Source organism: Kluyvera ascorbata (assembly GCF_023195735.1).
Taxonomy (GTDB): Bacteria; Pseudomonadota; Gammaproteobacteria; order Enterobacterales; family Enterobacteriaceae; genus Kluyvera; species Kluyvera ascorbata.
On the sequence record NZ_CP096201.1, the window covers coordinates 4,024,629 to 4,049,452 of the forward strand.

16 protein-coding genes, 4 tRNA genes, 3 rRNA genes and 2 pseudogenes are annotated in these 24,824 nt (G+C 52.1%); 8 read left to right on the forward strand and 17 right to left on the reverse strand.

Features of this window, described 5'->3' with window-relative positions:
- Window position 1 precedes the first annotated feature (1 nt).
- The 4 genes from MY052_RS19315 to MY052_RS19330 form a co-directional block, all read right to left on the reverse strand.
- Window positions 2-1,333 carry an HlyD family type I secretion periplasmic adaptor subunit gene (locus MY052_RS19315; RefSeq protein ID WP_202216423.1) on the reverse strand — a complete coding sequence of 444 codons (1,332 nt, stop codon included), beginning with the start codon at window positions 1,331-1,333 and terminating at the stop codon, window positions 2-4.
- The gene (locus MY052_RS19320; protein WP_248537661.1) at window positions 1,330-3,432 is read right to left on the reverse strand and encodes a type I secretion system permease/ATPase; all 2,103 of its coding nucleotides are present in this window, start codon (window positions 3,430-3,432) and stop codon (window positions 1,330-1,332) included. Before MY052_RS19320 ends, MY052_RS19315 begins: the two co-directional genes overlap by 4 nt.
- 62 nt (window positions 3,433-3,494) lie before the next feature.
- Window positions 3,495-5,753, reverse strand: a complete 2,259-nt coding sequence (locus tag MY052_RS19325) for a calcium-binding protein (protein WP_248537662.1) — start codon at window positions 5,751-5,753, stop codon at window positions 3,495-3,497.
- An 18-nt stretch (window positions 5,754-5,771) separates the two neighbouring features.
- Window positions 5,772-6,469 (reverse strand): IS1 family transposase gene (locus MY052_RS19330; RefSeq protein WP_248537139.1). Its coding sequence is split into 2 segments (ribosomal slippage): window positions 5,772-6,220 and window positions 6,220-6,469, totalling 699 coding nucleotides; the frame shifts between segments, so codons are not numbered across the junction.
- Window positions 6,470-6,858: 389 nt separating this feature from the next.
- Here MY052_RS19330 and MY052_RS19335 point away from each other — a divergent pair.
- A pseudogene (locus tag MY052_RS19335) lies at window positions 6,859-6,966 on the forward strand (LysR family transcriptional regulator); the annotation flags it as partial.
- Between the two features lie 61 nt (window positions 6,967-7,027).
- Here MY052_RS19335 and MY052_RS19340 read toward each other — a convergent pair.
- Both MY052_RS19340 and dnaQ read right to left on the reverse strand, forming a co-directional pair.
- Window positions 7,028-7,104: transfer RNA gene (locus MY052_RS19340), tRNA-Asp, on the reverse strand.
- Window positions 7,105-7,234: 130 nt separating this feature from the next.
- Window positions 7,235-7,966, reverse strand: coding sequence for a DNA polymerase III subunit epsilon (gene dnaQ / locus MY052_RS19345; protein ID WP_248537663.1), 732 nt, complete (start codon window positions 7,964-7,966; stop codon window positions 7,235-7,237).
- Between dnaQ and rnhA the strand changes: the two are divergent.
- Window positions 7,920-8,497, forward strand: a pseudogene (rnhA, locus tag MY052_RS19350) (ribonuclease HI). The gene dnaQ and the pseudogene rnhA sit on opposite strands and share 47 nt — an antisense overlap.
- Here the strand turns inward: rnhA and MY052_RS19355 are convergent.
- Complete coding sequence (locus MY052_RS19355; RefSeq protein ID WP_248537664.1) at window positions 8,494-9,216, reverse strand: class I SAM-dependent methyltransferase; 723 nt, start codon at window positions 9,214-9,216, stop codon at window positions 8,494-8,496. The pseudogene rnhA and the gene MY052_RS19355 overlap by 4 nt on opposite strands.
- A gap of 33 nt (window positions 9,217-9,249) precedes the next feature.
- Between MY052_RS19355 and gloB the strand changes: the two genes are divergently transcribed.
- Window positions 9,250-10,005, forward strand: a complete 756-nt coding sequence (gene gloB, locus MY052_RS19360) for a hydroxyacylglutathione hydrolase (protein WP_248537665.1) — start codon at window positions 9,250-9,252, stop codon at window positions 10,003-10,005.
- 71 nt (window positions 10,006-10,076) lie between these two features.
- Window positions 10,077-11,438 (forward strand): murein transglycosylase D, encoded by a 1,362-nt coding sequence (gene mltD / locus MY052_RS19365; protein WP_035894470.1) that lies wholly within the window; start codon window positions 10,077-10,079, stop codon window positions 11,436-11,438.
- A gap of 57 nt (window positions 11,439-11,495) precedes the next feature.
- On the opposite strand, the gene MY052_RS19370 is transcribed toward mltD, so the two are convergent.
- Both MY052_RS19370 and MY052_RS19375 read right to left on the reverse strand, forming a co-directional pair.
- A complete protein-coding gene (locus MY052_RS19370; protein WP_248537666.1) occupies window positions 11,496-12,290 on the reverse strand; it encodes an endonuclease/exonuclease/phosphatase family protein in 795 nt (264 codons plus the stop codon).
- A gap of 141 nt (window positions 12,291-12,431) precedes the next feature.
- Complete coding sequence (locus tag MY052_RS19375) at window positions 12,432-13,607, reverse strand: MFS transporter (protein ID WP_202216428.1); 1,176 nt, start codon at window positions 13,605-13,607, stop codon at window positions 12,432-12,434.
- A gap of 104 nt (window positions 13,608-13,711) precedes the next feature.
- On the opposite strand from MY052_RS19375, the gene yafC reads away from it, so the two are divergent.
- Window positions 13,712-14,605, forward strand: coding sequence for a DNA-binding transcriptional regulator YafC (gene yafC, locus MY052_RS19380; RefSeq protein ID WP_202216429.1), 894 nt, complete (start codon window positions 13,712-13,714; stop codon window positions 14,603-14,605).
- A 107-nt stretch (window positions 14,606-14,712) separates the two neighbouring features.
- On the opposite strand, the gene dkgB is transcribed toward yafC, so the two are convergent.
- The 8 genes from dkgB to gmhB form a co-directional block, all read right to left on the reverse strand.
- Window positions 14,713-15,516 (reverse strand): 2,5-didehydrogluconate reductase DkgB, encoded by an 804-nt coding sequence (dkgB, locus tag MY052_RS19385; protein WP_248537667.1) that lies wholly within the window; start codon window positions 15,514-15,516, stop codon window positions 14,713-14,715.
- Between the two features lie 165 nt (window positions 15,517-15,681).
- A tRNA-Asp gene (locus tag MY052_RS19390) sits at window positions 15,682-15,758 on the reverse strand.
- 191 nt (window positions 15,759-15,949) lie between these two features.
- A 5S ribosomal RNA gene (gene rrf / locus MY052_RS19395) occupies window positions 15,950-16,065 on the reverse strand.
- 97 nt (window positions 16,066-16,162) lie between these two features.
- Window positions 16,163-19,070: ribosomal RNA gene (locus MY052_RS19400) — 23S ribosomal RNA — on the reverse strand.
- Between the two features lie 210 nt (window positions 19,071-19,280).
- Window positions 19,281-19,356, reverse strand: a tRNA-Ala gene (locus MY052_RS19405).
- Between the two features lie 42 nt (window positions 19,357-19,398).
- Window positions 19,399-19,475 (reverse strand) — tRNA-Ile (locus MY052_RS19410).
- A 69-nt stretch (window positions 19,476-19,544) separates the two neighbouring features.
- Window positions 19,545-21,084: ribosomal RNA gene (locus tag MY052_RS19415) — 16S ribosomal RNA — on the reverse strand.
- The 16S, 23S and 5S rRNA genes sit together here with 3 tRNA genes alongside, the layout of an rRNA operon.
- Window positions 21,085-21,462: 378 nt before the next feature.
- Window positions 21,463-22,026, reverse strand: coding sequence for a D-glycero-beta-D-manno-heptose 1,7-bisphosphate 7-phosphatase (gmhB, locus tag MY052_RS19420; RefSeq protein ID WP_035891989.1), 564 nt, complete (start codon window positions 22,024-22,026; stop codon window positions 21,463-21,465).
- Between the two features lie 188 nt (window positions 22,027-22,214).
- Here gmhB and metN point away from each other — a divergent pair, with 188 nt between their 5' ends.
- From metN to metQ, 3 genes are read left to right on the forward strand one after another with little or no spacing between them, the layout of a single operon-like run.
- Entirely contained in the window at window positions 22,215-23,246 is a 1,032-nt protein-coding gene (metN, locus tag MY052_RS19425; RefSeq protein WP_035891988.1) for a methionine ABC transporter ATP-binding protein MetN, read from the forward strand.
- On the forward strand, window positions 23,239-23,892 hold the full coding sequence (locus tag MY052_RS19430) for a methionine ABC transporter permease MetI (protein ID WP_035891987.1): 654 nt from the start codon (window positions 23,239-23,241) through the stop codon (window positions 23,890-23,892). Before metN ends, MY052_RS19430 begins: the two co-directional genes overlap by 8 nt.
- A gap of 41 nt (window positions 23,893-23,933) precedes the next feature.
- On the forward strand, window positions 23,934-24,749 hold the full coding sequence (gene metQ, locus MY052_RS19435) for a methionine ABC transporter substrate-binding lipoprotein MetQ (RefSeq protein ID WP_035891986.1): 816 nt from the start codon (window positions 23,934-23,936) through the stop codon (window positions 24,747-24,749).
- The last annotated feature ends 75 nt before the right edge of the window (window positions 24,750-24,824 follow it).

A 24,824-nucleotide genomic window follows, 5' to 3' on the forward strand; every position in this document is an offset into this window, starting at 1 on the left:
GCTAACGCTGTTTGCCTACGCTATCCAACGCTTCCATGACTGGGCTAAGCAGATAACTCAGGATGGTGCGGGTTCCGGTGGTGATTTCTGCCGTCACCTGCATTCCTGGCTCCAGTCGCATCGGCTGGCCGTCAATCACCAGCGATTTTTTATTCAGCTCAATGGTGGCTTTGTAAACCAACCCCAGCTCTTTATCCTCAATGGCATCGGCGGAGAGCTTAATTAAGCGTCCTGGCACCCAGCCATAGCGGGTGAAATCGAAGGTATCGATCTTTACGGTGACATTCTGGCCGGAATGAAGGAAGCCGATATCGCTGTTGCTGACCATGACTTCAGCAGTCAACGTTTCGTTTTCCGGCACAATGCGCAGCAGCTCCTGTGGTGCATCTACCGCCGCGCCGCCATCACGAAAGAGTAACGCATCAACTATCCCTGAGACGGGTGCTTTCAGAGTGTACTGGGCTATCTGAGCAGAAAGCTCCTGAAGCTGCTTCTCCAGCACTCGGTTTTCGTGCTGCTTGTCTGAAATATCCTGCTCGACCTGCTGCATTTTTTCCGCGATACGTGCACGATATTCCGTCTCCGCCTGATGATAGCTGACGTCCATTTCTGTCAACTTCGCCTGCGCGCTTTCCAGTGTGTAGCGTGCCTCTGTAAGCTGCTTTTGCTTTTCCAACAGGCTGTCACGGCTGGTTAACTGTTTTTTATAGAGCGTCGCCAGTGCCTGATATTGCTCGTTATAAACTGGCAGCAGGCTTTCTGACTGCGCTTTTTGCGAGGCGTACCAAACCTTTTGCGCTTTCAGCACCGACATCTTGTCGCGCAGCACCGCTTTCTCCTGACGATCGTTTTCGGCCTCCGACATCAGCTGCGCCGATAGTTGCCGCGCCAGTGCCTCATCCTCCTGATAAAATATCGCCGGAAGTTTTTCCTCCGCCGGCTGATCCTGGTAGTGCTGGAGCAGCAGCGTCAGGCGAGCGATATGAAAACGGTTAATCTTCTGACGTAGGGCATTTTCTTCATACCGTGCGTCCAGCGCCCGGCTATTCAGCCGAATGAGTGGCTGACCTTTTTTCACTTTCATACCATCACGCACCAGCACGCTGTCTACTTCCGCCATCACCGCGCTGCTTACCGGGCGAGATAATTCGCTGACCACCACTTTGCCGCGACTGATCGCCACAATATCGATATCGCCGCACGCCGACCAGACCACTGCCGTGACCAGCAGCACCATAATCGTTCGCAGAATAATGCGGCCGACGGGAGAAGGCGGGGTTTCCTGGACTTCCAGGACGGCAGGCAAAAACTCACGATAAGATTCCTGCCTCATACCGTGGCCTCCTGAAGCGTATGCAGGTGCGCGTAAAGGCCCTGCTGTGCCAGCAGTTGTTGATGATCCCCCTGCTCAACGATCGCCCCCTTATCCATCACAATAATCCGGTCAGCCGAACGCAGCGCCGACAGGCGGTGAGCAATAATAAATACGGTACGGTTGTGGCAGATCTGGGCCATATTGCGCTGAATGATATGTTCAGATTCATAATCGAGAGCGCTGGTCGCCTCATCAAAAATCAATATCCTGGGGTCAGACATCAACGCGCGAGCAATGCCGATACGTTGTTTCTGACCACCGGACAAACGACCACCGTGCTCCCCGACCGGCGTATCGTAGCCCAGCGGAAACTCGCTAATAAAATCATGTGCCCCCGCGAGCTCTGAAACCGCAATCACCTGCTCCAGCGAGGCTTCAGGTACGGCAAGCGCGATATTGTCACGAATGCTTCCGCTGAACAGCTGCGTTTCCTGAAGCACGACGCCAATTTGTCGACGTAACCAGTGGGGGTCGGTTTGGGCGATATCGATCCCATCGATAAATATCTGCCCCTCTGAAGGGGTGCAAAGCCTCTGGATGAGTTTGGTCAGCGTGCTTTTGCCAGAGCCAGAGCGTCCTGCGATGCCAATCATCTCTCCAGGGCGGACGGTTAACGAGAACGCATTCACCACCGGCGCATTGCCCACCTGCCAGGCAAAAGTCACATTGGTCAGTTTGACCGCGCCTTTAATTGTCATTAGCGTAGAACTGTTTTCCTGATGCTCTGTCGGCACGTTCAGAATATCGCCCAGCCGTCTGACCGAGACTGATACCTGCTGAAAATCCTGCCATAGCTGCACCACTCTTAGCACCGGCGCCGTGACCTGCCCTGCGAACATATTGAAGGCGATCAGCGCACCGACCGTCAGTTCGGCATCCATTACCTGCTGAGCGCCGTACCACAGGATAGCCACGCTGGTCACTTTGCTGACGAAACGAGAGATCTGGCTGGCAATATTGCCGAGAGTCTGGGTTTTAAAGCAACTGGTGACAAAAGCGGCGATTTGCTCATCCCAGCGACGGGTCATCAAATTTTCCACCGCCAGCGCTTTGACTGACTCCATGCCGGTCAGACTCTCTACCAGGAAGGCCTGGTTTCCCGCGCCCTGTTTAAACTGCTCATCCAATCGACGGCGCAATACGGGCGTGATAGCAATCGACAATAGAATATAGGGCACGAGCGATGCGATAACGATAAACGTAAGCGGCAGGCTGTACAGCGCCATTACGGAAAAAAACACGAGGGTAAAGAGAAGATCCAGGCACAGCGTCATCGCGCTGCCGGTTAAAAATTCCCGCACGGTTTTCAGTTCATGAACACGGGCGACAATCACCCCGGCCTGACGTTGCATAAACCAGGTCAGCGGCAGCGCTAGTAGGTGTTTATAAAGCAGAGAGCTTAGCGTTGCGTCAATACGCTGGGAAGTATGCGCCAACTGGTAACTGCGAAGACCATCAAGGATGACATCAAAGAGTGCGACCAGCAGCATCCCTAGCGCCAGCACGTCCAGCGTGGTCACGCTCTGATGGGTCAACACTTTATCGACGACCACCTGAAAAAACAGCGGCGACACCAGCGCCAGCAGTTGAATAAAAAATGAGGCCAGCAGTACTTCGCCCATCAGTTTTTTATAACGCCAGAACGCGCTGGCAAACCAGCGCAGATTAAATTCGGTGGTTAATCTTTCCAGAGAAAAGCGCCGGGCAAAAAGAAAACCCGGATAGTGTGCGCCAGCATCGGGCTCGAATCGCTCTGGCGAAGCGGTCATATTACGCTGAATAAGCCACTCGCCCTCTTTAACGGCCAGGAGCAAGACATAACCTATATCCGGAATTTCAGCGATGGCCGGTAGCGGAATTTTATTCCCCTGAGAAAAATGGCGGACATAGCGGCATTTCAGTCCGGTTTCACGCACCGCGCGGACAAACTGCACGGTGATTTCATGATGCGCATCCACAGCATATTTTTCCTGCAATGCAGGAATATTTATCGCCATACCATAAAATTGTGCAATAGCAGAAAAACCCTGCCAAAGAGGCTGATAATTGGCCGACATCTTATTTCCTCATCCTTAAGCAATCATGCAGCCGACAGCGCAGCCGCTAATATCCATAACCTTTAATAGCTAACCAGTGAATTCACCGTGGTGCGGGCCGTTGCCAGCGTGGTATTTACCACCAAGCCAGCATTATCGTCATACTCCCCCCCTGAAAAAGCCGCCATTTCCTGGCGTAGCAGGCTCATTGATACGGGCGTATCCGGCGGCGCTGCAATCGGGAGGGGGATGTCATCCTCCAGGTAATTCAGTATGTCCTCCGGCAGCCAGTCAGTTCCATCTGCAAAGGTAATGTGCTCGACCTGGTATTTGGCAGCGCGGAAGAAATCATCAAGGGTGATGCTGTCGGTGCTGTCGCGGAAGGTGATAATCAGACTGTCACGGGCATTGAGTCCGGAGGTCTTTCTGCGCTGAATAATCACATCTTCCGGGTTAATGCCTTCGCCAAAGCGCAGGGTGTCGACGTCACCGGCGTTACTGGTTCCCTCATAGAGATAATCGTTGCCGTCTCCGGCGTTGAAGAGATAAGTGTCGCTGCCGTAACCGCCCTTGAGCGTGTCGTTGCCGGTACCGCCGGAGAGTATATCAGCGCCTTTACCGCCGACGAGGGTATCATCACCCGCGTCGCCGTAGAGCTGGTCGCTGTTATCAGCACCCTGCAGGGAGTCATTACCGCCCGCCGCATGAATTTCGCTGCCCTCAGCATAGGCGGTGATGGTCTGGGCGTCATCGGTACCGTGCAGGCTCATGGCCTTAACGGTATTCACATCCCAGACTGTGCCATTCGCAAATACCAGTTCTTCGACCTGGTATTTGCCCTCACGGAAGAAGTTATCAATAGTAATGCTGTCAGCGCTGTCGCGGAAGGTGATAACCAGGCTGTCGGCGGCTTTCAGGCCGGTGGTGATTTTACGCTGGAGGATGACATCTTCCGGGTTGATGCCTTCACCGAAGCGCAGGGTATCGATATCTCCGGCGTTGCTGCTGCCCTCAGAGATATAGTCTTTGCCATCACCCATGTTGAAGAGATAAGTGTCGCTGCCGTAGCCGCCGTTGAGCGTGTCGTTGCCGGTACCGCCGGAGAGAATATCTGCACCTTTACTGCCAACGAGGGTATCGTCACCCGCGTCGCCGTAGAGCTGGTCGCTGTTATCAGCACCCTGCAGGGAGTCATTACCGCCCGCCGCATGAATTTCACTGCCCTCAGCATAGGCGGTGATAGTCTGGTCATCATCAGCGCCTTCGAGCAGCCGGGCTTTGATGGTGTCCACATGCCAGACGGTACCGTCGGTGAAGATAAACGCTTCAACCTGGTATTTCGTCCCGCTGAAGAAGTTATCGATGGTGATGCTGTCAGTGCTGTCGCGGAAGGTGATAATCAGGCTATCGGCGGCTTTCAGGCCAGTGGTGATTTTACGCTGGAGGATGACATCTTCCGGATTAATCCCTTCACCAAAGCGCAGAGTGTCGACATCCCCGGCGTTGCTGCTGCCCTCAGAGATATAGTCTTTACCATCACCCATGTTGAAGAGATAAGTGTCGCTGCCGTAGCCGCCCTTGAGCGTGTCGTCGCCTTTATTTCCCCAGATATAATCATTCATTTTGCTGCCGCTGAATGTATTATTGCCATCATCGCCAAAGAATGATTGTTCTGAAGGTATACCTAATTGTTCGCGAACATCACTATAGGAAGGCGAATACTCGAATAAGGCATAGAATGTTTTTCTGAGATGCAGATATTCATTGACGTCAGTTAATTTTATCGACTCCAGATGACAGGCGAAATCATCAAAATTCAATGTCAGTCCGCTGTAATCAGATTTCATGGTAAGGGAAATGGTTGCAAAGTCATCACGGTACAGGGTTTGCGATAGCAGCGATGCTTCAATAAAGTCAGAAAAGTGTTTATATTCATCTTCCAGCAATACCGCTGCGTTTTTAAGTGGATCAGTCGTGCCATTGACTTTATTCTGATAGTTTTCGCCAGTGGCTTTCTCCAGAACGCTGAGCCGACGGGCATCTATGTTTTCCCCGCGACTGTCTGCCGCGATATCGGCCACTCCCGCCCAGGTGAATATAATATCCTGTAACAGCGCCTGAGAATTTAACGGGTCTACAATATACTGTTCCACCATCGCCTGTAATTCCGAATTCAGGCTCATTGCCACATGCAAATCCGTCATATTGCCAAAGCCACGTACCCAGGGAAGCGCGCGAACAGACTGAGGAACGACAATATCCAGAGTGTAGCTTGTATAACCTTTATCCACATCGAACCAGACGTCTGCCGACTGCCCTTCAGACCCATCGAGATAAATCACTTCGGTAATGACTCCAACTTACTGATAGTGTTTTATGTTCAGATAATGCCCGATGACCTTGTCATGCAGCTCCAGCGATTTTGAGAACGACAGTGACTTCCGTCCCAGCCTTGCCAGATGTTGTCTCAGATTCAGGTTATGTCGCTCAATGCGCTGAGTGTAACGCTTGCTGATAACGTGCAGCTTTCCCTTCAGGCGTGATTCATAAAGCGGCCAGCCATCCGTCATCCATACCACCACATCAAAGACCGACAGCAGCTCCAGAAGACGCTCCAGTGTGGCCAGAGTACGCTCACCAAAGACGTGTGCCACCACCGTCCTGCGCATCCTGTCATAGGCGTAAAATAACCAGCGCTGACATGATTTAGCCCCGACGTAGCCCCACTGTTCGTCCATTTCCGCGCAGACAATGACGTCACTGCCCGGTTGTATGCGCGATGTTACCGGCTCCGGCCTGAGTTTTTTAAGTGCCGTAAAATCGTGTTGAGGCCAACGCCCATAATGCGGGCACTGGCACGGCACCCAACCCCATTCATAGCCATATCAATGATTTTCTGATGTGTACCGGGTTGAGAGGCGGTGTAAGTGAAGCTGATTTGCCATGTTTTACGGCAGTGAGAGCAGAGATAGCGCTGATGTCCGGCAGTGCTTTTACCGTTACGCACGACGCCTTCGGTAGCTGAACAAGTGGGACATCTGATGGAAATGGAAGCCACGCAAGCACCTTAAAATCACCATCATACACTAAATCAGTAAGTTGGCAGCATTACCAACAATACCGGTAATGTTTGTTTTCGTTGGATTGCTACCTGATTCTGAGTTTCTCAAATGGAGGATTAAAAAGTAATTTAATTTATCGCTTATGATAAACCCACGATCATCGTGATGCTCAAAAAATTAGTTCAAAAAGCATAAATAAAAGTATGCAGAGGTACTGACGTCACGTACTTCGCATCTATAGCATTCTGGCCCTCTTTTAGACTTTCCATTTGGTCCCAATGACTATTGAGGTGGTTCATGACAGGTGCCTGAGTGCCATGTTTGTCGTACGTTACCGTCAAGCAAGAGCCGGCAAGCAACGATCTTCAGGAACAACCGCATCCCAACGGCAATGAAAATTAGCGCCCTTTGCGCGCACCATGCCGGAAAATCCGTTAGCCCAGCCATGCAGGTGTTTATGGAATGTATGAAGGCGTTGCTAGGTGAGGAATAAAAAGTAAGGGGATAGAAACGACGAAAGCCCGAATCATTGCTGATTCGGGCTTTCTGAATAGTGGCGGAACGGACGGGACTCGAACCCGCGACCCCCTGCGTGACAGGCAGGTATTCTAACCGACTGAACTACCGCTCCGCTGTGTTCCCTTGGGAACGAGGCGAATATTACGGATTCCCCGGCAAACCGTCAACGCTTTTTCTCTACTTTTGAATCGTTTGCTGCAAAAATCGCCCACACGCTTATTTTCACAGCAAAAACAGCCGTTTTACGACCGCCAGAGGCAGCTTCCGCCCTTTTTCTGCACCAGGTCGAGGCGCGATTCATGATTCGCCAGCTCTTCATCAGTAGCATAAACCACACGTAGTTTACTTGCCGCACGCACAATACGCTGAATACCGGCATCTCCCGCCTGCTGCTGCGATTCGCCTTCCATCGAGAACTTAATCGAGGTCTGCCCACCGGTCATGGTCAGATAGACATCCGCCAGAATCTGGGCATCGAGCAGTGCACCGTGCAATGTACGCTTGGTGTTGTCTATCTCATAACGTGAGCAGAGCGCATCGAGGCTGTTGCGCTTGCCGGGGAACATCTTCCTCGCCAGCGCCAGGCTATCGGTGACTTTGCAGAAGGTACTAGTTTTTGGAATACCGCGGTTGAGCTTACTAAACTCATAGTCCATAAAGCCGATATCGAACGATGCGTTATGGATAACCAGTTCCGCACCGCGGATGTAGTCCATAAACTCGTCGGCTACGTCGGCAAAGGTCGGTTTATCCAGCAAAAACTCATCGGCGATACCGTGAACGCCGAACGCCTCAGGATCCACCAGCCGGTCGGGCTTGAGGTAAACGTGGAAGTTGTTGCCGGTTAAACGACGGTTTATCACCTCGACGGCACCGATCTCGATGATCTTGTGGCCTTCATAGTGGGCACCGATCTGGTTCATACCGGTGGTTTCGGTATCCAGAACGATCTGTCGTGTAATTGCAGTGCTCATATCAGTCATTTATGTCAGACTTGCCGTTTAACTTTGATTGCAGATACAGGAAGTCTACCAGAGATGCTTAAACAGGTAGAAATTTTCACCGATGGCTCTTGCCTCGGTAACCCAGGTCCGGGTGGTTATGGTGCCATTCTACGCTATCAGCAGCGGGAAAAAACCTTCAGCGAAGGTTACCGTCTGACGACCAATAACCGCATGGAAATGATGGCGGCTATCGTCGCGCTTGAAGCGCTCAAAGAGCCATGCACCGTGGTGTTGAGCACCGATAGCCAGTATGTTCGTCAAGGGATCACCCAGTGGATCCACAACTGGAAAAAACGCGGCTGGAAAACGGCGGATAAAAAGCCGGTGAAAAACGTCGATCTGTGGAAGCGCCTGGACACGGCGCTCGGTAAGCATGAGATTCGTTGGGAATGGGTTAAAGGCCACGCCGGTCACCCGGAAAACGAACGCTGCGATGAGCTGGCGCGTACGGCGGCCAACTCACCAACGCACGACGATGTTGGGTATCAGCCGGAGGCTTAAGCGTCCGGTTTACGGTACTGTCGCGTTGCCCCTACGGCCTGCTGAATGCGGCTTTTGGCTTTATTCTGCCGCATCGGGTTAAGCGTAAGCGGAAACGTCCGCTTACGCGCTACGATCACCTGCAGGCAACCCAACGCCGGTAAATGTGTGCTGAGCAGCGTCCCGCCCTGTTTCGCCCAGGGAAGCACCTGAAACCGGCTTTGGTGCATCACTTCAAAATTCAGTAGCGCCAGCCAATCCAGTTGACGCATCAGGGTAAACATCCGGCTATTGTAGGGCATCGATTTACGCAGCACCGGAACCAGTTTACGCAGCCCCATCAGGCTCATCGGGTTAAAGCTGGTGATAATCAGCCAACCATCGTCAATAAGCACGCGGTCAGCTTCACGCAGCAGGCGATGAGGATCGCTGCACCAGGGCAGCGTGTGCGACAGCAGGCAGGCATCAACGGATTTCTCCGCAAATGGCAAATGCAGGGGATCTGCCTTCACCTGCATCGGGTTGCCTTCCAGAGAAATATTGACCTGATGCGAGATAGCGCAGGCTTCAGTATTGATCTCAGCGCTGAGGTTTCCCACCTTGAGCAGGTGAAAACCATACAGTTTTCCCAGCCAGGGTTTCAGTTGACGATCGATAGCCTCGCGATAATATTCACCCCAGGGCATTTGCGCCCACGAGACAGGCGCCGAGACTGTTTGAGGTATCCTTGCCGGTTTCATCACAACCTTCCCTACGCGTTTAAGAGGTAACAAATGAATCTTAACAGTATTCCAGCCTTTCAGGACAACTACATCTGGGTTCTTAATGATGAAACCGGGCGTTGTTTGATAGTCGATCCGGGTGATGCCGCGCCGGTGCTTGAGACAATCAAGGCAAACAACTGGCACCCAGAGGCGATCCTTTTAACGCATCACCACAACGATCATGTCGGTGGGGTTGCCGAGCTCGTTAAGTCTTATCCGAATATTGACGTTTATGGCCCTAAAGAGACTCACAACAAAGGGGCAACAAAAATTGTGTCCGACGGCGACCAAATTCACATCCTCAACCAGGATTTTCACGTTTTCGCCACGCCGGGCCACACTTTAGGACATGTCTGTTTCTACAGCGCCCCGTGGCTTTTTTGCGGAGACACCTTGTTTTCCGGGGGCTGCGGCCGTCTTTTTGAAGGCACGCCAGCCCAGATGTACCAGTCGTTGCAGAGCATTAACACGTTGCCTGAAGAGACGCTAATTTGTTGCGCTCATGAGTACACGCTCTCCAATATGAAGTTTGCGCTGAGCGTTTTACCGCATGATTTGTTCATTAACGAATACTATCGAGAAGTGAAGGAGTTACGCGCGAAAAAGCAAATGACACTCCCCACAACTCTGAAAAAAGAGCGTCAGATTAATCTCTTTTTAAGAACGGATGATATTGATTTAATTAATGAAATAAGCAAAGAAACAAAATTGCTACAATCTGAGCAGCGTTTTGCATGGTTACGGTCAAAGAAAGATAACTTCTGATACTTCCGGGTTGCGTTTTCGAAAGTTCGTCGTTATTATCGGTCGTCTTTTAAGCAACTATTGACACACACATGAAGGCAAAAGCGATATTACTCGCCTCTGTCCTGCTCGTGGGTTGCCAGGCTTCACAGCAAGGTAACGTCCAACAGCACGCACAGAGCCTTTCTGCGGCTAGTCAAGGGGAAGCAGGTAAGTTCGCAAGTCAGGCACGTTGGATGGACGATGGGACATTCGACATGCAGGACCAGGATTTGTGGGCTTACATTGGCGACGAGCTAAAGATGGGAATCCCGGATAACGCCCGGGTTCGCGAACAGAAACAGAAGTACTTACGAAATAAGAGCTATCTCCACGATGTAACTTTACGGGCAGAGCCGTATATGTACTGGATAGCCGGGCAAGTTAAGAAACGTAACATGCCAATGGAACTGGTATTACTACCCATAGTGGAGAGCGCTTTTGACCCGCACGCAACGTCTGGTGCCAATGCCGCAGGCATTTGGCAGATCATTCCGAGCACAGGGCGAAATTACGGTCTGAAACAGACCCGCAGTTATGACGCACGTCGTGATGTCGTTGCTTCCACAACGGCAGCACTGGATATGATGCAGCGCCTGAACAAAATGTTCGATGGCGACTGGTTATTAACCGTGGCAGCGTATAACAGCGGCGAAGGCCGTGTAATGAAAGCAATGAAGGTGAACAAGGCCCGTGGTAAACCCACCGACTTCTGGTCACTGCCGTTGCCTCAGGAAACAAAATTATACGTACCTAAGATGCTGGCCTTGAGCGACATCCTCAAGAACAGCAAACGCTATGGCGTTCGTCTGCCTACCGCAGATGAAAGCCGTGCATTGGCGCGCGTACGCGTTGATAGCCCAGTAGAGATCTCACAACTGGCCGATATGGCAGGAATGCCCGTCAGCAAGCTGAAGACCTTTAACGCGGGCGTCAAAGGCTCTACGCTCGGTGCAAGCGGTCCGAAGTACGTGATGGTGCCACAGAAACATGCGGATCAGCTGCGTGAGTCCCTGGCCTCCGGTGAGATTGCCGATCTCCAGCCTACTCTGGTTGCCGACAACACGCCGATGACCAGCCGTAGCTATAAGGTACGTTCAGGTGACACGCTGTCAGGTATTGCCTCACGTTTAGGCGTGAATGCAAAAGACCTGCAGCAGTGGAACAACCTGCGTGGCAGCAATCTGAAAGTCGGTCAGAGCTTAACGGTAGGTGCGGGCAGCAGCGCTGCACGTCTTGCCGATAACAGCAGTATTACGTACCGCGTACGCAAAGGTGATTCGCTTTCGAGCATCGCCAAACGGCACGGCGTGAACATCAAAGATGTGATGCGCTGGAATAGCGATACGGCCAATCTGCAGCCGGGCGATCAGCTGACGTTGTTTGTAAAAAACAGCGACCGTCCTGATTCCTGACAGGTAACTCATAAAAAAGGCACCGTTTCCCCCGGTGCCTTTTTTATTTCCCTCGCCCTATTTTCCCGGGCTAAATTCCACAATCAGCGGATTATGATCGGATGCGCGGGTCACCAGAACCGAGGCGTCAGCCACGCTTAGCCCGCGATAGAACACAAAGTCTAACGGACGACCAAATGCGCGACGACGCTGGTCATCATCAAAACGAACGGGACGCAGCGACATATCGCGCGCAAACCGATACAACGCATTCATTCGCGGACGGCTCCAGGCGTTAAAATCTCCGGCCATAATCACCGGGCCTGTGTGCTGGGCAATCTGTTCTCCAATAGGCATCAGCTGTTTACTATAGACATCCACGCCGAGGCTAAAGTTAACCGCGTGAATATTGACGACCATCAGCAGGCGCGCGTCGGGAAGTGGGTAAACGGTCACTAACGCTGATTTTGCTAACCGTAGTATCGGCTCGCGTTCGCGCAATGGATAACAGTAAATAGGATGAGCGGCGGACAGCGTCATCACGCCTGAAGGGTGATGTGGCAGCGCAAAGGCGGGAACCTGATCGGCGGCAAGATAGTTAGTGGTCGCAAACTTCACCAGCTCAGGCGTCGTCTGCGCTTCCTGTAATAGGACCAGATGGGCATCTTTACCGAACTTATTCAGCACCGACAGCCATTCAGCCCGCTGCTGTTTAAAGATGTTCCACACCAGGATACGAATGTTCTCTTCCGTGCTTAACGGCTTACCCACCGAGAGTGCCTGGCTAATGCTGGTATAAGCGCCGGGAGGAGGCAGAATCCGCTCCGCTGGCTGTCCGGCAATATAGCGCATGGCGTAGGTATTTTTTCGCACTTTCTTTTATAACCTCAATAACGAAAGAACCCGCCTGATTCCAGGAAGGTTCTTCTGTTATAGGGGCTTTTGCCCGCGGTTTCAACGCTATTTGTGATAAAGCTGCGTGAACTTCTGTAAGCGCTTGCTTACCCTTCAGCCTTAGCCTAATGCGACGCGTGCAGGTCTATCCAGGCGACCGCTCAGGCCGGTCAGCAGCAGTGCAACCACCACGATCAGCGCGCCAATCCACGGTGTTTGCGCCAGACCATAATGCTCTACCGTTTGACCACCAACGACGGAACCGATAGCGATGCCGACGTTAAAAGCGGCGATATTCAGGCCAGAGGCAACGTCGACCGCAGCCGGAGTGTACTGCTCTGCTTTTTGCACCACATAAACCTGCAAGCCCGGAACGTTACCGAAGGCAAAGACACCCATCACGAGGACGGTGGCCAGAGCCGCGTACTGAATTGATGCCGTAAACTGGAAAACCAACAGCAGTGCAGCCAGTGCCGCGAAAATAAACTTCAGTGCGGGTACTGCGCCGTGTTTATCGGCCAGTTTACCGCCCCAGATGTTCCCAATTGCTACCGCCACACCATAGCCCAGCAGGATCCAACTCACCGCGCCTGGCGTAAAGCCAGCCAGGTCCTGCATCATCGGCGCCAGGAAGGTAAAGGCAGTAAAGACGCCGCCATAGCCTAACGCGGTAATGGCGTAAATCATCAGCAAGCGTGGGTGAGTCAGTACTTTCACCTGTTCAGCAAGGCTTGCTGGCGCACGCCCTGGGATATTACGTGGGATAAGCACCGCGCTGGCAATTAGCGCAATCACGCCGAGCAGAGAAACGGCGAGGAAGGTTTCCCGCCAGCCGAAATGCTGACCAATGAACGTCCCCATCGGTACGCCGGTCACCAGAGCAACGGTCAAACCGCCGAACATAATAGCGATTGCCGACGCCGCCTTATCTTTAGGTACCAGGCTCGTTGCAATCGTCGACCCAATGGAGAAGAAAACGCCGTGGGCCAGGCCTGTCAGCAAACGCGCGACGACCAGAGTGGCATACCCGGGCGCTTGCCAGGCCAGCAGGTTCCCGATGGTAAATAGCACCATCAGCGCCAGCAGCAGCTGTTTTCGCGGCAGTTTGCCGGTCAACGCGGTTAATACCGGCGCGCCGATGGCTACGCCCAGGGCATAAATAGAAACCAGCATCCCTGCGGAAGGCAGAGAGATGGCAAGCTGTTCAGCAATCGTCGGGACCAGGCCGACAATCACAAATTCGGTTGTGCCAATTGCGAAGGCACTGATCGTTAAGGCTAGAAGCGCCAGCGGCATAATTTACTCCACATCATCAGTATTAAGATGACACGTAGTATGCCGGGGTGTTTAAATAACAAAAATATTCAAAATCTCAATAGAATTTTGCTTCAGGTGCAATAATGAGAGCGACATCAGAAGAAATAGCCATTTTTGTGGCGGTAGTGGAAAGCGGCAGTTTCAGTCGTGCCGCCGAGCAGCTTGGGCAGGCCAACTCGGCGGTAAGTCGGGCGGTGAAGAAGCTGGAATCAAAGCTTGGCGTGAGTCTGCTTAACCGCACTACGCGCCAGTTGAGCCTGACCGAAGAGGGAGAGCGTTATTTCCGCCGTATGCAGGTTGTGCTACAGGAGATGGCGGCTGCCGAGAACGAGCTGCTGGATACGCGTAACACGCCGCGGGGCCTATTGCGCGTGGATGCTGCCACGCCGGTGATGCTGCACTTCCTGATGCCACTGGTGAAGTCTTTCCGCGAACGTTACCCGGAAATGACGCTTTCGCTGGTCTCTTCCGAAACCTTTATCAATTTGATTGAGCGTAAGGTTGATGTCGCTATCCGCGCCGGTACTTTAACGGATTCCAGCCTACGCGCACGTCCACTGTTTAGCAGCTATAGGAAGATTATTGCCTCGCCGGAGTATATTGCTCGCCACGGTAAACCAGAGAACGTTGTCGACCTCAAAGAACATCTTTGCCTTGGCTTTACCGAACCGTCTTCACTGAACACCTGGCCTGTTTACTGCTGTGATGGCCAGTTTATGGAAATTAGCAGTGGAATTTCGTCAAACAGCGGTGAGACGCTTAAACAACTGTGTTTGCACGGTAACGGCATTGCCTGCTTGTCGGACTATATGGTGGATAAAGAAATTGCTAGCGGGGAGTTTGTTGAGCTGCTGGCTGATAAACGTCTGCCGGTGGAAATGCCTTTTAGCGCCGTGTATTACAGCGATCGTGCGGTGAGTACGCGCATCAGAGCGTTTATTGATTTTCTCAGCGAGTATGTGAAAGACAACCGGTAATAGAGAGATCCCGGCGTCGGCGTAAACGCCTCGCCCGGGCTACCAGAGGGTGCAGCCCGGGTGAGTTGCTTTAGCTACTTGAGGGTTGTAGCCCGTTTATCGCATCATTAGTCCCACTCTGGAGCCAAGCCTTCTGGGCTGACCAGGCGGTCGTTGCAATCCAGGGCAGCAATCGCTTGTTTATCATCGGCATCTAATTTCAGATCCAGCGCCAGCAGGTTACTCGCCAGGTTTTCACGCTTGGTTGAAGATGGGATCACCGCATAGCCTTCACCCATTGCCCAAGCCAGAATAACCTGCGCTGGCGTCGCATTGTGTTTCTTCGCAATTTCAGCAATCACCTCATCTTTCAGCGCCTTACCGTAGGCCAGCGTCATATAAGAGGTGATGTGGATACCATGCTCTGCCGCCCAACCCACCACCTTACGGTTCTGCAGGTAAGGTGACAACTCAATCTGGTTGGTCGCAATATTTTCGACGCCAACGGCAGAAATAGCGCGTTCCATCAGCGGAATAGTGAAGTTGGAGATACCAATCTGGCGCGTCAGGCCCTGCTGTTTCGCTTCCAGCAGCGCAGCCATGAATTCTTCAACCGCCACAGCGTCATTTGGAGACGGCCAGTGGATCAGCGTCAGGTCAACATAATCGGTACGTAGCTTCTCCAGGCTCTCTTTGAGGCTAGCGATCAGCTTGTCTTTGCCCAGGTTTTCAATCCAGATCTTAGTGGTGATGAACAGCTCATCACGCGCGATGCCGCTTTCCGCAATCGCCTGACCAACGGCCGCTTCGTTGTCGTAGATCTGCGCGGTATCGATGGTGCGGTAACCTAGCTCAAGGGCGGTTTTAACGGATGCGATAACAACGTCATCTTTCAGGCGGAAGGTGCCAAGGCCAAGTGCAGGGATTGTCATGATTTTCCTCTTTATTTATCAATATTGGTTAACGAAAACCATTATGACGAGCGAGAGGATCGGGAAAAAGATCGTTTAATGCAGAGGATTTTTGCTAAAACAGCAATAATTAGACAGCAGAAAAAGAAAAAGCCCTGAGCAATTATGCTCAGGGCTCTTAATAAGTGGCGGAACGGACGGGACTCGAACCCGCGACCCCCTGCGTGACAGGCAGGTATTCTAACCGACTGAACTACCGCTCCACCGAATTCTTTGTCACTACCCGGATTATTCATCCCGGTTTACTGCAATTTGATGCCTGGCAGTTTATAAATCACTACGTGATTTACCCTTCGGGCCGTTGCTTTGCAACGTTCAAAAGCTTTCGCTTTTGTCCTACTCTCTGTCGAGTAGTGAACTGCCTCGAATATTAGTGCCATACTTCTAAATTGATGCCTGGCAGTTCCCTACTCTCGCATGGGGAGACCCCACACTACCATCGGCGCTACGGCGTTTCACTTCTGAGTTCGGCATGGGGTCAGGTGGGACCACCGCGCTACAGCCGCCAGGCAAATTCTGTTTATCAGACCGCTTCTGCGTTCTGATGTAATCTGTAATCAAGCTGAATATCAATGTCTGTCTTTCGCCAAAACATCTTCGGCGTTGTAAGGTTAAGCCTCACGGTTCATTAGTACTGGTTAGCTCAATGTATCGCTACACTTACACACCCAGCCTATCAACGTCGTCGTCTTCAACGTTCCTTCAGGACTCTCAAGGAGTCAGGGAGAACTCATCTTGGGGCAAGTTTCGTGCTTAGATGCTTTCAGCACTTATCTTTTCCGCATTTAGCTACCGGGCAATGCCATTGGCATGACAACCCGAACACCAGTGATGCGTCCACTCCGGTCCTCTCGTACTAGGAGCAGCCCCCCTCAATTCTCCAGCGCCCACGGCAGATAGGGACCGAACTGTCTCACGACGTTCTAAACCCAGCTCGCGTACCACTTTAAATGGCGAACAGCCATACCCTTGGGACCTACTTCAGCCCCAGGATGTGATGAGCCGACATCGAGGTGCCAAACACCGCCGTCGATATGAACTCTTGGGCGGTATCAGCCTGTTATCCCCGGAGTACCTTTTATCCGTTGAGCGATGGCCCTTCCATACAGAACCACCGGATCACTAAGACCTGCTTTCGCACCTGCTCGAGCCGTCACTCTCGCAGTCAAGCTAGCTTATGCCTTTGCACTAACCTCCTGATGTCCGACCAGGATTAGCTAACCTTCGTGCTCCTCCGTTACTCTTTAGGAGGAGACCGCCCCAGTCAAACTACCCACCAGACACTGTCCGCAACCCGGATTACGGGTCTACGTTAGAACACCAGCCATTAAAGGGTGGTATTTCAAGGTTGGCTCCACACGAACTGGCGTCCGCGCTTCAAAGCCTCCCACCTATCCTACACATCAAGGACCAGTGTTCAGTGTCAAGCTATAGTAAAGGTTCACGGGGTCTTTCCGTCTTGCCGCGGGTACACTGCATCTTCACAGCGAGTTCAATTTCACTGAGTCTCGGGTGGAGACAGCCTGGCCATCATTACGCCATTCGTGCAGGTCGGAACTTACCCGACAAGGAATTTCGCTACCTTAGGACCGTTATAGTTACGGCCGCCGTTTACCGGGGCTTCGATCAAGAGCTTCGCGTTGCCGCTAACCCCATCAATTAACCTTCCGGCACCGGGCAGGCGTCACACCGTATACGTCCACTTTCGTGTTTGCACAGTGCTGTGTTTTTAATAAACAGTTGCAGCCAGCTGGTATCTTCGACTGATTTCAGCTCCATGAGTAAATCACTTCACCTACATATCAGCGTGCCTTCTCCCGAAGTTACGGCACCATTTTGCCTAGTTCCTTCACCCGAGTTCTCTCAAGCGCCTTGGTATTCTCTACCTGACCACCTGTGTCGGTTTGGGGTACGATTTGATGTTACCTGATGCTTAGAGGCTTTTCCTGGAAGCAGGGCATTTGTTACTTCAGCACCGTAGTGCCTCGTCATCACACCTCAGCGTTAAAAGAAGTCCGGATTTACCTAAACTTCCCGCCTACATGCTTAAACCGGGACAACCGTCGCCCGGCTAACATAGCCTTCTCCGTCCCCCCTTCGCAGTAACACCAAGTACAGGAATATTAACCTGTTTCCCATCGACTACGCCTTTCGGCCTCGCCTTAGGGGTCGACTCACCCTGCCCCGATTAACGTTGGACAGGAACCCTTGGTCTTCCGGCGTGCGGGTTTTTCACCCGCATTATCGTTACTTATGTCAGCATTCGCACTTCTGATACCTCCAGCATCCCTCACAGGACACCTTCGCAGGCTTACAGAACGCTCCCCTACCCAACAACACATAGTGTCGCTGCCGCAGCTTCGGTGCACAGTTTAGCCCCGTTACATCTTCCGCGCAGGCCGACTCGACCAGTGAGCTATTACGCTTTCTTTAAATGATGGCTGCTTCTAAGCCAACATCCTGGCTGTCTGAGCCTTCCCACATCGTTTCCCACTTAACTGTGACTTTGGGACCTTAGCTGGCGGTCTGGGTTGTTTCCCTCTTCACGACGGACGTTAGCACCCGCCGTGTGTCTCCCGTGATAACATTCTTCGGTATTCGTAGTTTGCATCGGGTTGGTAAGTCGGGATGACCCCCTAGCCGAAACAGTGCTCTACCCCCGAAGATGAGTTCACGAGGCGCTACCTAAATAGCTTTCGGGGAGAACCAGCTATCTCCCGGTTTGATTGGCCTTTCACCCCCAGCCACAAGTCATCCGCTAATTTTTCAACATTAGTCGGTTCGGTCCTCCAGTTAGTGTTACCCAACCTTCAACCTGCCCATGGCTAGATCACCGGGTTTCGGGTCTATACCCTGCAACTTAACGCCCAGTTAAGACTCGGTTTCCCTGCGGCTCCCCTATTCGGTTAACCTTGCTACAGAATATAAGTCGCTGACCCATTATACAAAAGGTACGCAGTCACACCCCGAAGGATGCTCCCACTGCTTGTACGTACACGGTTTCAGGTTCTTTTTCACTCCCCTCGCCGGGGTTCTTTTCGCCTTTCCCTCACGGTACTGGTTCACTATCGGTCAGTCAGGAGTATTTAGCCTTGGAGGATGGTCCCCCCATATTCAGACAGGATACCACGTGTCCCGCCCTACTCATCGAGCTCACAACACATGCAATTTTGTGTACGGGGCTATCACCCTGTATCGCCGGCCTTTCCATACCGTTCCACTATCACACATGCTGATTCAGGCTCTGGGCTGCTCCCCGTTCGCTCGCCGCTACTGGGGGAATCTCGGTTGATTTCTTTTCCTCGGGGTACTTAGATGTTTCAGTTCCCCCGGTTCGCTTCATTACGCTATGTATTCACGTAATGATAGTGTGTCGAAACACACTGGGTTTCCCCATTCGGAAATCGTCGGTTATAACGGTTCATATCACCTTACCGACGCTTATCGCAGATTAGCACGTCCTTCATCGCCTCTGACTGCCAGGGCATCCACCGTGTACGCTTAGTCGCTTAACCTCACAACCCGAAGATGTTTCTTTCGATTCATCATCGTGCTGCAAAAATTTGAGAGACTCAAACACACCTCAGTCTGTTCTTATTACGGAGAACAGAGTTCAGTGTGCTGTTTCAATTTTCAGCTTGATCCAGATTTTTAAAGAGCAAAACTTCGCAGTGAACCTTTTCAGGTACACTCTGAAGTTTTCTTGGGTTTGTTGCAGTAAAGGATGGTGGAGCTATGCGGGATCGAACCGCAGACCTCCTGCGTGCAAGGCAGGCGCTCTCCCAGCTGAGCTATAACCCCATCGCAAAATGCTAATCTCTGTACCGACAATTCTTGCGAATTTGGTAGGCCTGAGTGGACTTGAACCACCGACCTCACCCTTATCAGGGGTGCGCTCTAACCACCTGAGCTACAAGCCTGCAGAGATTTTTACTGCTAATTTTCATCAGACAATCTGTGTGAGCACTTCAAAGAACGCTTCTTTAAGGTAAGGAGGTGATCCAACCGCAGGTTCCCCTACGGTTACCTTGTTACGACTTCACCCCAGTCATGAATCACAAAGTGGTAAGCGCCCTCCCGAAGGTTAAGCTACCTACTTCTTTTGCAACCCACTCCCATGGTGTGACGGGCGGTGTGTACAAGGCCCGGGAACGTATTCACCGTAGCATTCTGATCTACGATTACTAGCGATTCCGACTTCATGGAGTCGAGTTGCAGACTCCAATCCGGACTACGACATACTTTATGAGGTCCGCTTGCTCTCGCGAGGTCGCTTCTCTTTGTATATGCCATTGTAGCACGTGTGTAGCCCTACTCGTAAGGGCCATGATGACTTGACGTCATCCCCACCTTCCTCCAGTTTATCACTGGCAGTCTCCTTTGAGTTCCCGGCCGAACCGCTGGCAACAAAGGATAAGGGTTGCGCTCGTTGCGGGACTTAACCCAACATTTCACAACACGAGCTGACGACAGCCATGCAGCACCTGTCTCAGAGTTCCCGAAGGCACCAAAGCATCTCTGCTAAGTTCTCTGGATGTCAAGAGTAGGTAAGGTTCTTCGCGTTGCATCGAATTAAACCACATGCTCCACCGCTTGTGCGGGCCCCCGTCAATTCATTTGAGTTTTAACCTTGCGGCCGTACTCCCCAGGCGGTCTATTTAACGCGTTAGCTCCGGAAGCCACTCCTCAAGGGAACAACCTCCAAATAGACATCGTTTACGGCGTGGACTACCAGGGTATCTAATCCTGTTTGCTCCCCACGCTTTCGCACCTGAGCGTCAGTCTTTGTCCAGGGGGCCGCCTTCGCCACCGGTATTCCTCCAGATCTCTACGCATTTCACCGCTACACCTGGAATTCTACCCCCCTCTACAAGACTCTAGCCTGCCAGTTTCGAATGCAGTTCCCAGGTTGAGCCCGGGGATTTCACATCCGACTTGACAGACCGCCTGCGTGCGCTTTACGCCCAGTAATTCCGATTAACGCTTGCACCCTCCGTATTACCGCGGCTGCTGGCACGGAGTTAGCCGGTGCTTCTTCTGCGAGTAACGTCAATCACTAAGGTTATTAACCTTAATGCCTTCCTCCTCGCTGAAAGTACTTTACAACCCGAAGGCCTTCTTCATACACGCGGCATGGCTGCATCAGGCTTGCGCCCATTGTGCAATATTCCCCACTGCTGCCTCCCGTAGGAGTCTGGACCGTGTCTCAGTTCCAGTGTGGCTGGTCATCCTCTCAGACCAGCTAGGGATCGTCGCCTTGGTGAGCCATTACCTCACCAACCAGCTAATCCCATCTGGGCACATCCGATGGTGTGAGGCCCGAAGGTCCCCCACTTTGGTCTTGCGACGTTATGCGGTATTAGCTACCGTTTCCAGTAGTTATCCCCCTCCATCGGGCAGTTTCCCAGACATTACTCACCCGTCCGCCACTCGTCACCCAAGAGCAAGCTCTCTGTGCTACCGTTCGACTTGCATGTGTTAGGCCTGCCGCCAGCGTTCAATCTGAGCCATGATCAAACTCTTCAATTTAAGTTTGATGCTCGTGAATTAAACTTCGTAATGAATTACGTGTTCACTCAGAGACTTGGTATTCATTTATCGTCTTGCGACGTTAAGAATCCGTATCTTCGAGTGCCCACACAGATTGTCTGATAAATTGTTAAAGAGCAGTGCAACACGGCTTTCGCTCACTGTTGCGAGGTGGCGTATATTACGCTTTCCTCTTTCAGAGTCAAGCGTTTAATTTCGCTTTTCTCCGTCGAGATTCTCAGGAGAACCTCGCTGACCCGGCGGCTTGCTTGCCGTTGTTCCGTCTCAGTGGGGCCGCATTATAGGGAGTTTCTTCAGGCTGACAAGAGGAAAAATGCATTTTTCTTTCAACCGCTCACCTTTTCGCCTTTTCGTCGTTTATTTCTGCTTTTTGATAGCCGCAGGCAGGTCTGCAAGGCTATTAATCACCCAATCTGCGGCTTTTTCCGCTTCCTCGGTGACGGGTTTGCCCGTACGCACCAGCACTTTAGTCCCCACGTTCGCCGCAGCAGCTGCCTGCATGTCTTCTACTTTGTCACCCACCATATAAGAAGAAGCCATATCAATGTGCAGAAACTCCTGCGCGGATTTGAACATTCCCGGGTGCGGTTTACGGCAATCACATACCTGACGATACTCTTCTACCGTTCCCTGCGGATGATGTGGGCAATAATAGATACCGTCCAGGTCAACGCCACGGTCAGCCAGAGACCAGTCCATCCATTCCGTCAGCGTTTCAAACTGCGCCTCGGTGAACTTCCCGCGAGCAATACCTGACTGGTTAGTCACCAGCACCAGCGCATAGCCCATCTCTTTTAATTCGCGCATAGCGTCGATGACGCCATCAATAAACTCAAACTCATCGATTTCATGTACGTAGCCATGATCGACATTAATCGTGCCGTCACGATCGAGAAAAATTGCGGGTACAGACTTTGCCACCGTGTTGCTCCTGATTAAGGCTTGTGCCTTTAGTATCGCATGTTTCGACAGGCAAGAAAGCGCCGATCGCATAAATCAGATTGATTTAGCCGTCTAGATGCCTTAACATCCGTTTTGTTGACGGTCATCGCCCGTCTCTGGCAGAAGAAAATGCCACGGATAACTCCTAACCGATAATAAATAATCTAATGATTAAACTTTCGAATATCACCAAGGTGTTCCAGCAGGGCCACCGCACAATTCAGGCGCTGAACAACGTTAGCCTGCACGTGCCTGCGGGACAAATTTATGGCGTCATTGGCGCATCCGGTGCAGGTAAAAGTACGCTGATTCGCTGCGTCAACCTGCTTGAACGCCCGACAGAAGGCAGCGTTCAGGTTGGCGGTCAGGAACTTACCGCACTGTCCGAATCGGCGCTGACTAAAGCGCGTCGCCAGATTGGCATGATCTTCCAGCACTTTAACCTGCTCTCTTCACGCACGGTGTTTGGCAACGTTGCGCTGCCGCTGGAACTCGATAATACGCCTAAAGAAGAAGTGAAGCGTCGCGTCACTGAACTGCTGGACCTCGTGGGTCTGGGCGACAAGCATGATAGCTACCCGGCAAACCTGTCCGGTGGGCAAAAACAGCGTGTGGCCATTGCCCGTGCGCTGGCCAGCAACCCGAAGGTTCTGTTGTGTGATGAAGCCACCAGCGCGCTGGATCCGGCAACCACTCGCTCTATCCTCGAACTGCTGAAGGACATTAACCGTCGCCTGGGTCTGACGATTCTGCTCATCACCCATGAGATGGACGTGGTGAAGCGTATCTGTGACTGTGTTGCGGTTATCAGCAACGGCGAGCTTATCGAGCAGGATACGGTAAGCGAAGTCTTCTCTCATCCGAAGACGCCGCTGGCACAGCAGTTTATTCAGTCCACGCTGCATCTGGATATTCCAGAAGATTACCAGGCACGTCTTAAAGAAGCACAGACTGCCGATAGCGTACCGATGCTGCGCATGGAGTTTACCGGTCATTCGGTCGACGCTCCACTGCTGTCGGAAACCGCACGTCGCTTTAACGTGAACAACAACATTATTAGCGCGCAGATGGATTACGCGGGCGGCGTGAAGTTCGGCATTATGCTGACCGAAATGCACGGCACCCCTGAAGATACGCAAGCGGCCATCGCCTGGCTGCAGCAACACCATGTAAAAGTAGAGGTACTGGGTTATGTCTGAAGCCATGATGTGGTTACTGGCGCGCGGCGTCTGGGAAACGCTGGCAATGACATTCGTGTCGGGCTTTTTCGGCTTCGTGATTGGTCTGCCGGTCGGCGTGCTTTTATATACCACGCGTCCGGGGCAAATCATTGAGAATGGCAAGCTCTACCGTGTGCTTTCTGCGCTGGTGAATATCTTCCGTTCCATCCCGTTCATTATCCTGCTGGTATGGATGATTCCGTTTACCCGTATTATTGTCGGTACCTCTATCGGCCTGCAGGCGGCAATCGTTCCGCTGACGGTTGGTGCTGCACCGTTTATTGCACGTATGGTGGAAAACGCCCTGCTGGAAATCCCAACCGGGTTGATTGAAGCTTCCCGCGCAATGGGTGCCACGCCGATGCAGATCGTACGTAAAGTCCTGCTGCCGGAAGCGCTGCCGGGTCTGGTCAATGCGGCAACCATCACCCTGATTACGCTGGTTGGCTACTCCGCAATGGGCGGTGCCGTCGGTGCTGGCGGTCTGGGGCAGATTGGCTATCAGTATGGCTACATTGGATATAATGCGGTCGTGATGAATACAGTACTGGTATTGCTTGTCGTTCTGGTTTATTTAATTCAAGTATCTGGCGACCGTATCGTTCGGGCAGTCACTCATAAATAGCGTTACACACAACACAACTCAAAAGTTTAAGGATAATAAGCATGGCGTTCAATTTTAAAACCTTTGCGGCAGTTGGGGCCCTGATTGGTTCTCTGGCTCTTGTTGGTTGCGGCCAGGACGAGAAAGATCCAAACCACATTAAGGTCGGCGTGATTGTCGGTGCAGAACAGCAGGTTGCTGAAGTTGCACAGAAAGTCGCGAAAGAAAAATATGGCCTGGACGTTGAGCTGGTTACCTTCAACGATTACGTTCTGCCGAACGAAGCGCTGAGCAAAGGCGACATCGACGCGAACGCCTTCCAGCACAAACCATACCTGGATCAGCAGATCAAAGATCGCGGCTACAAGCTGGTTTCCGTGGGTAATACCTTCGTTTACCCAATCGCAGGCTACTCCAAGAAAATCAAATCTCTGGACGAACTGCAGCCGGGCTCCCAGATTGCGGTACCAAACGACCCGACTAACCTCGGTCGTTCCCTGCTGCTGCTGCAGCAAGTTGGCTTGATCAAACTGAAAGATGACGTAGGTCTGCTGCCAACCGCGCTGGATATCACTGAAAACCCGAAAAACCTGAAGATTGTTGAGCTGGAAGCACCACAGCTGCCACGTTCCCTGGATGATGCGCAGATTGCTCTGGCCGTTATCAACACCACTTACGCCAGCCAGATCAACCTGACTCCGGCGAAAGACGGTATCTTCGTTGAAGGTAAAGACTCTCCGTACGTGAACCTGATCGTGACCCGCGAAGATAACAAAGACGCTGAAAACGTGAAGAAATTCGTTCAGGCTTACCAGTCTGATGAAGTGTACGAAGCAGCAAACAAAATCTTTAACGGCGGCGCTGTTAAAGGCTGGTAATCGCATTACCGCTAAGCAGTATCTTTCAAGACGGGCGCATGCCCGTCTTGTCATTTATGCAAGCACCTGATTCAA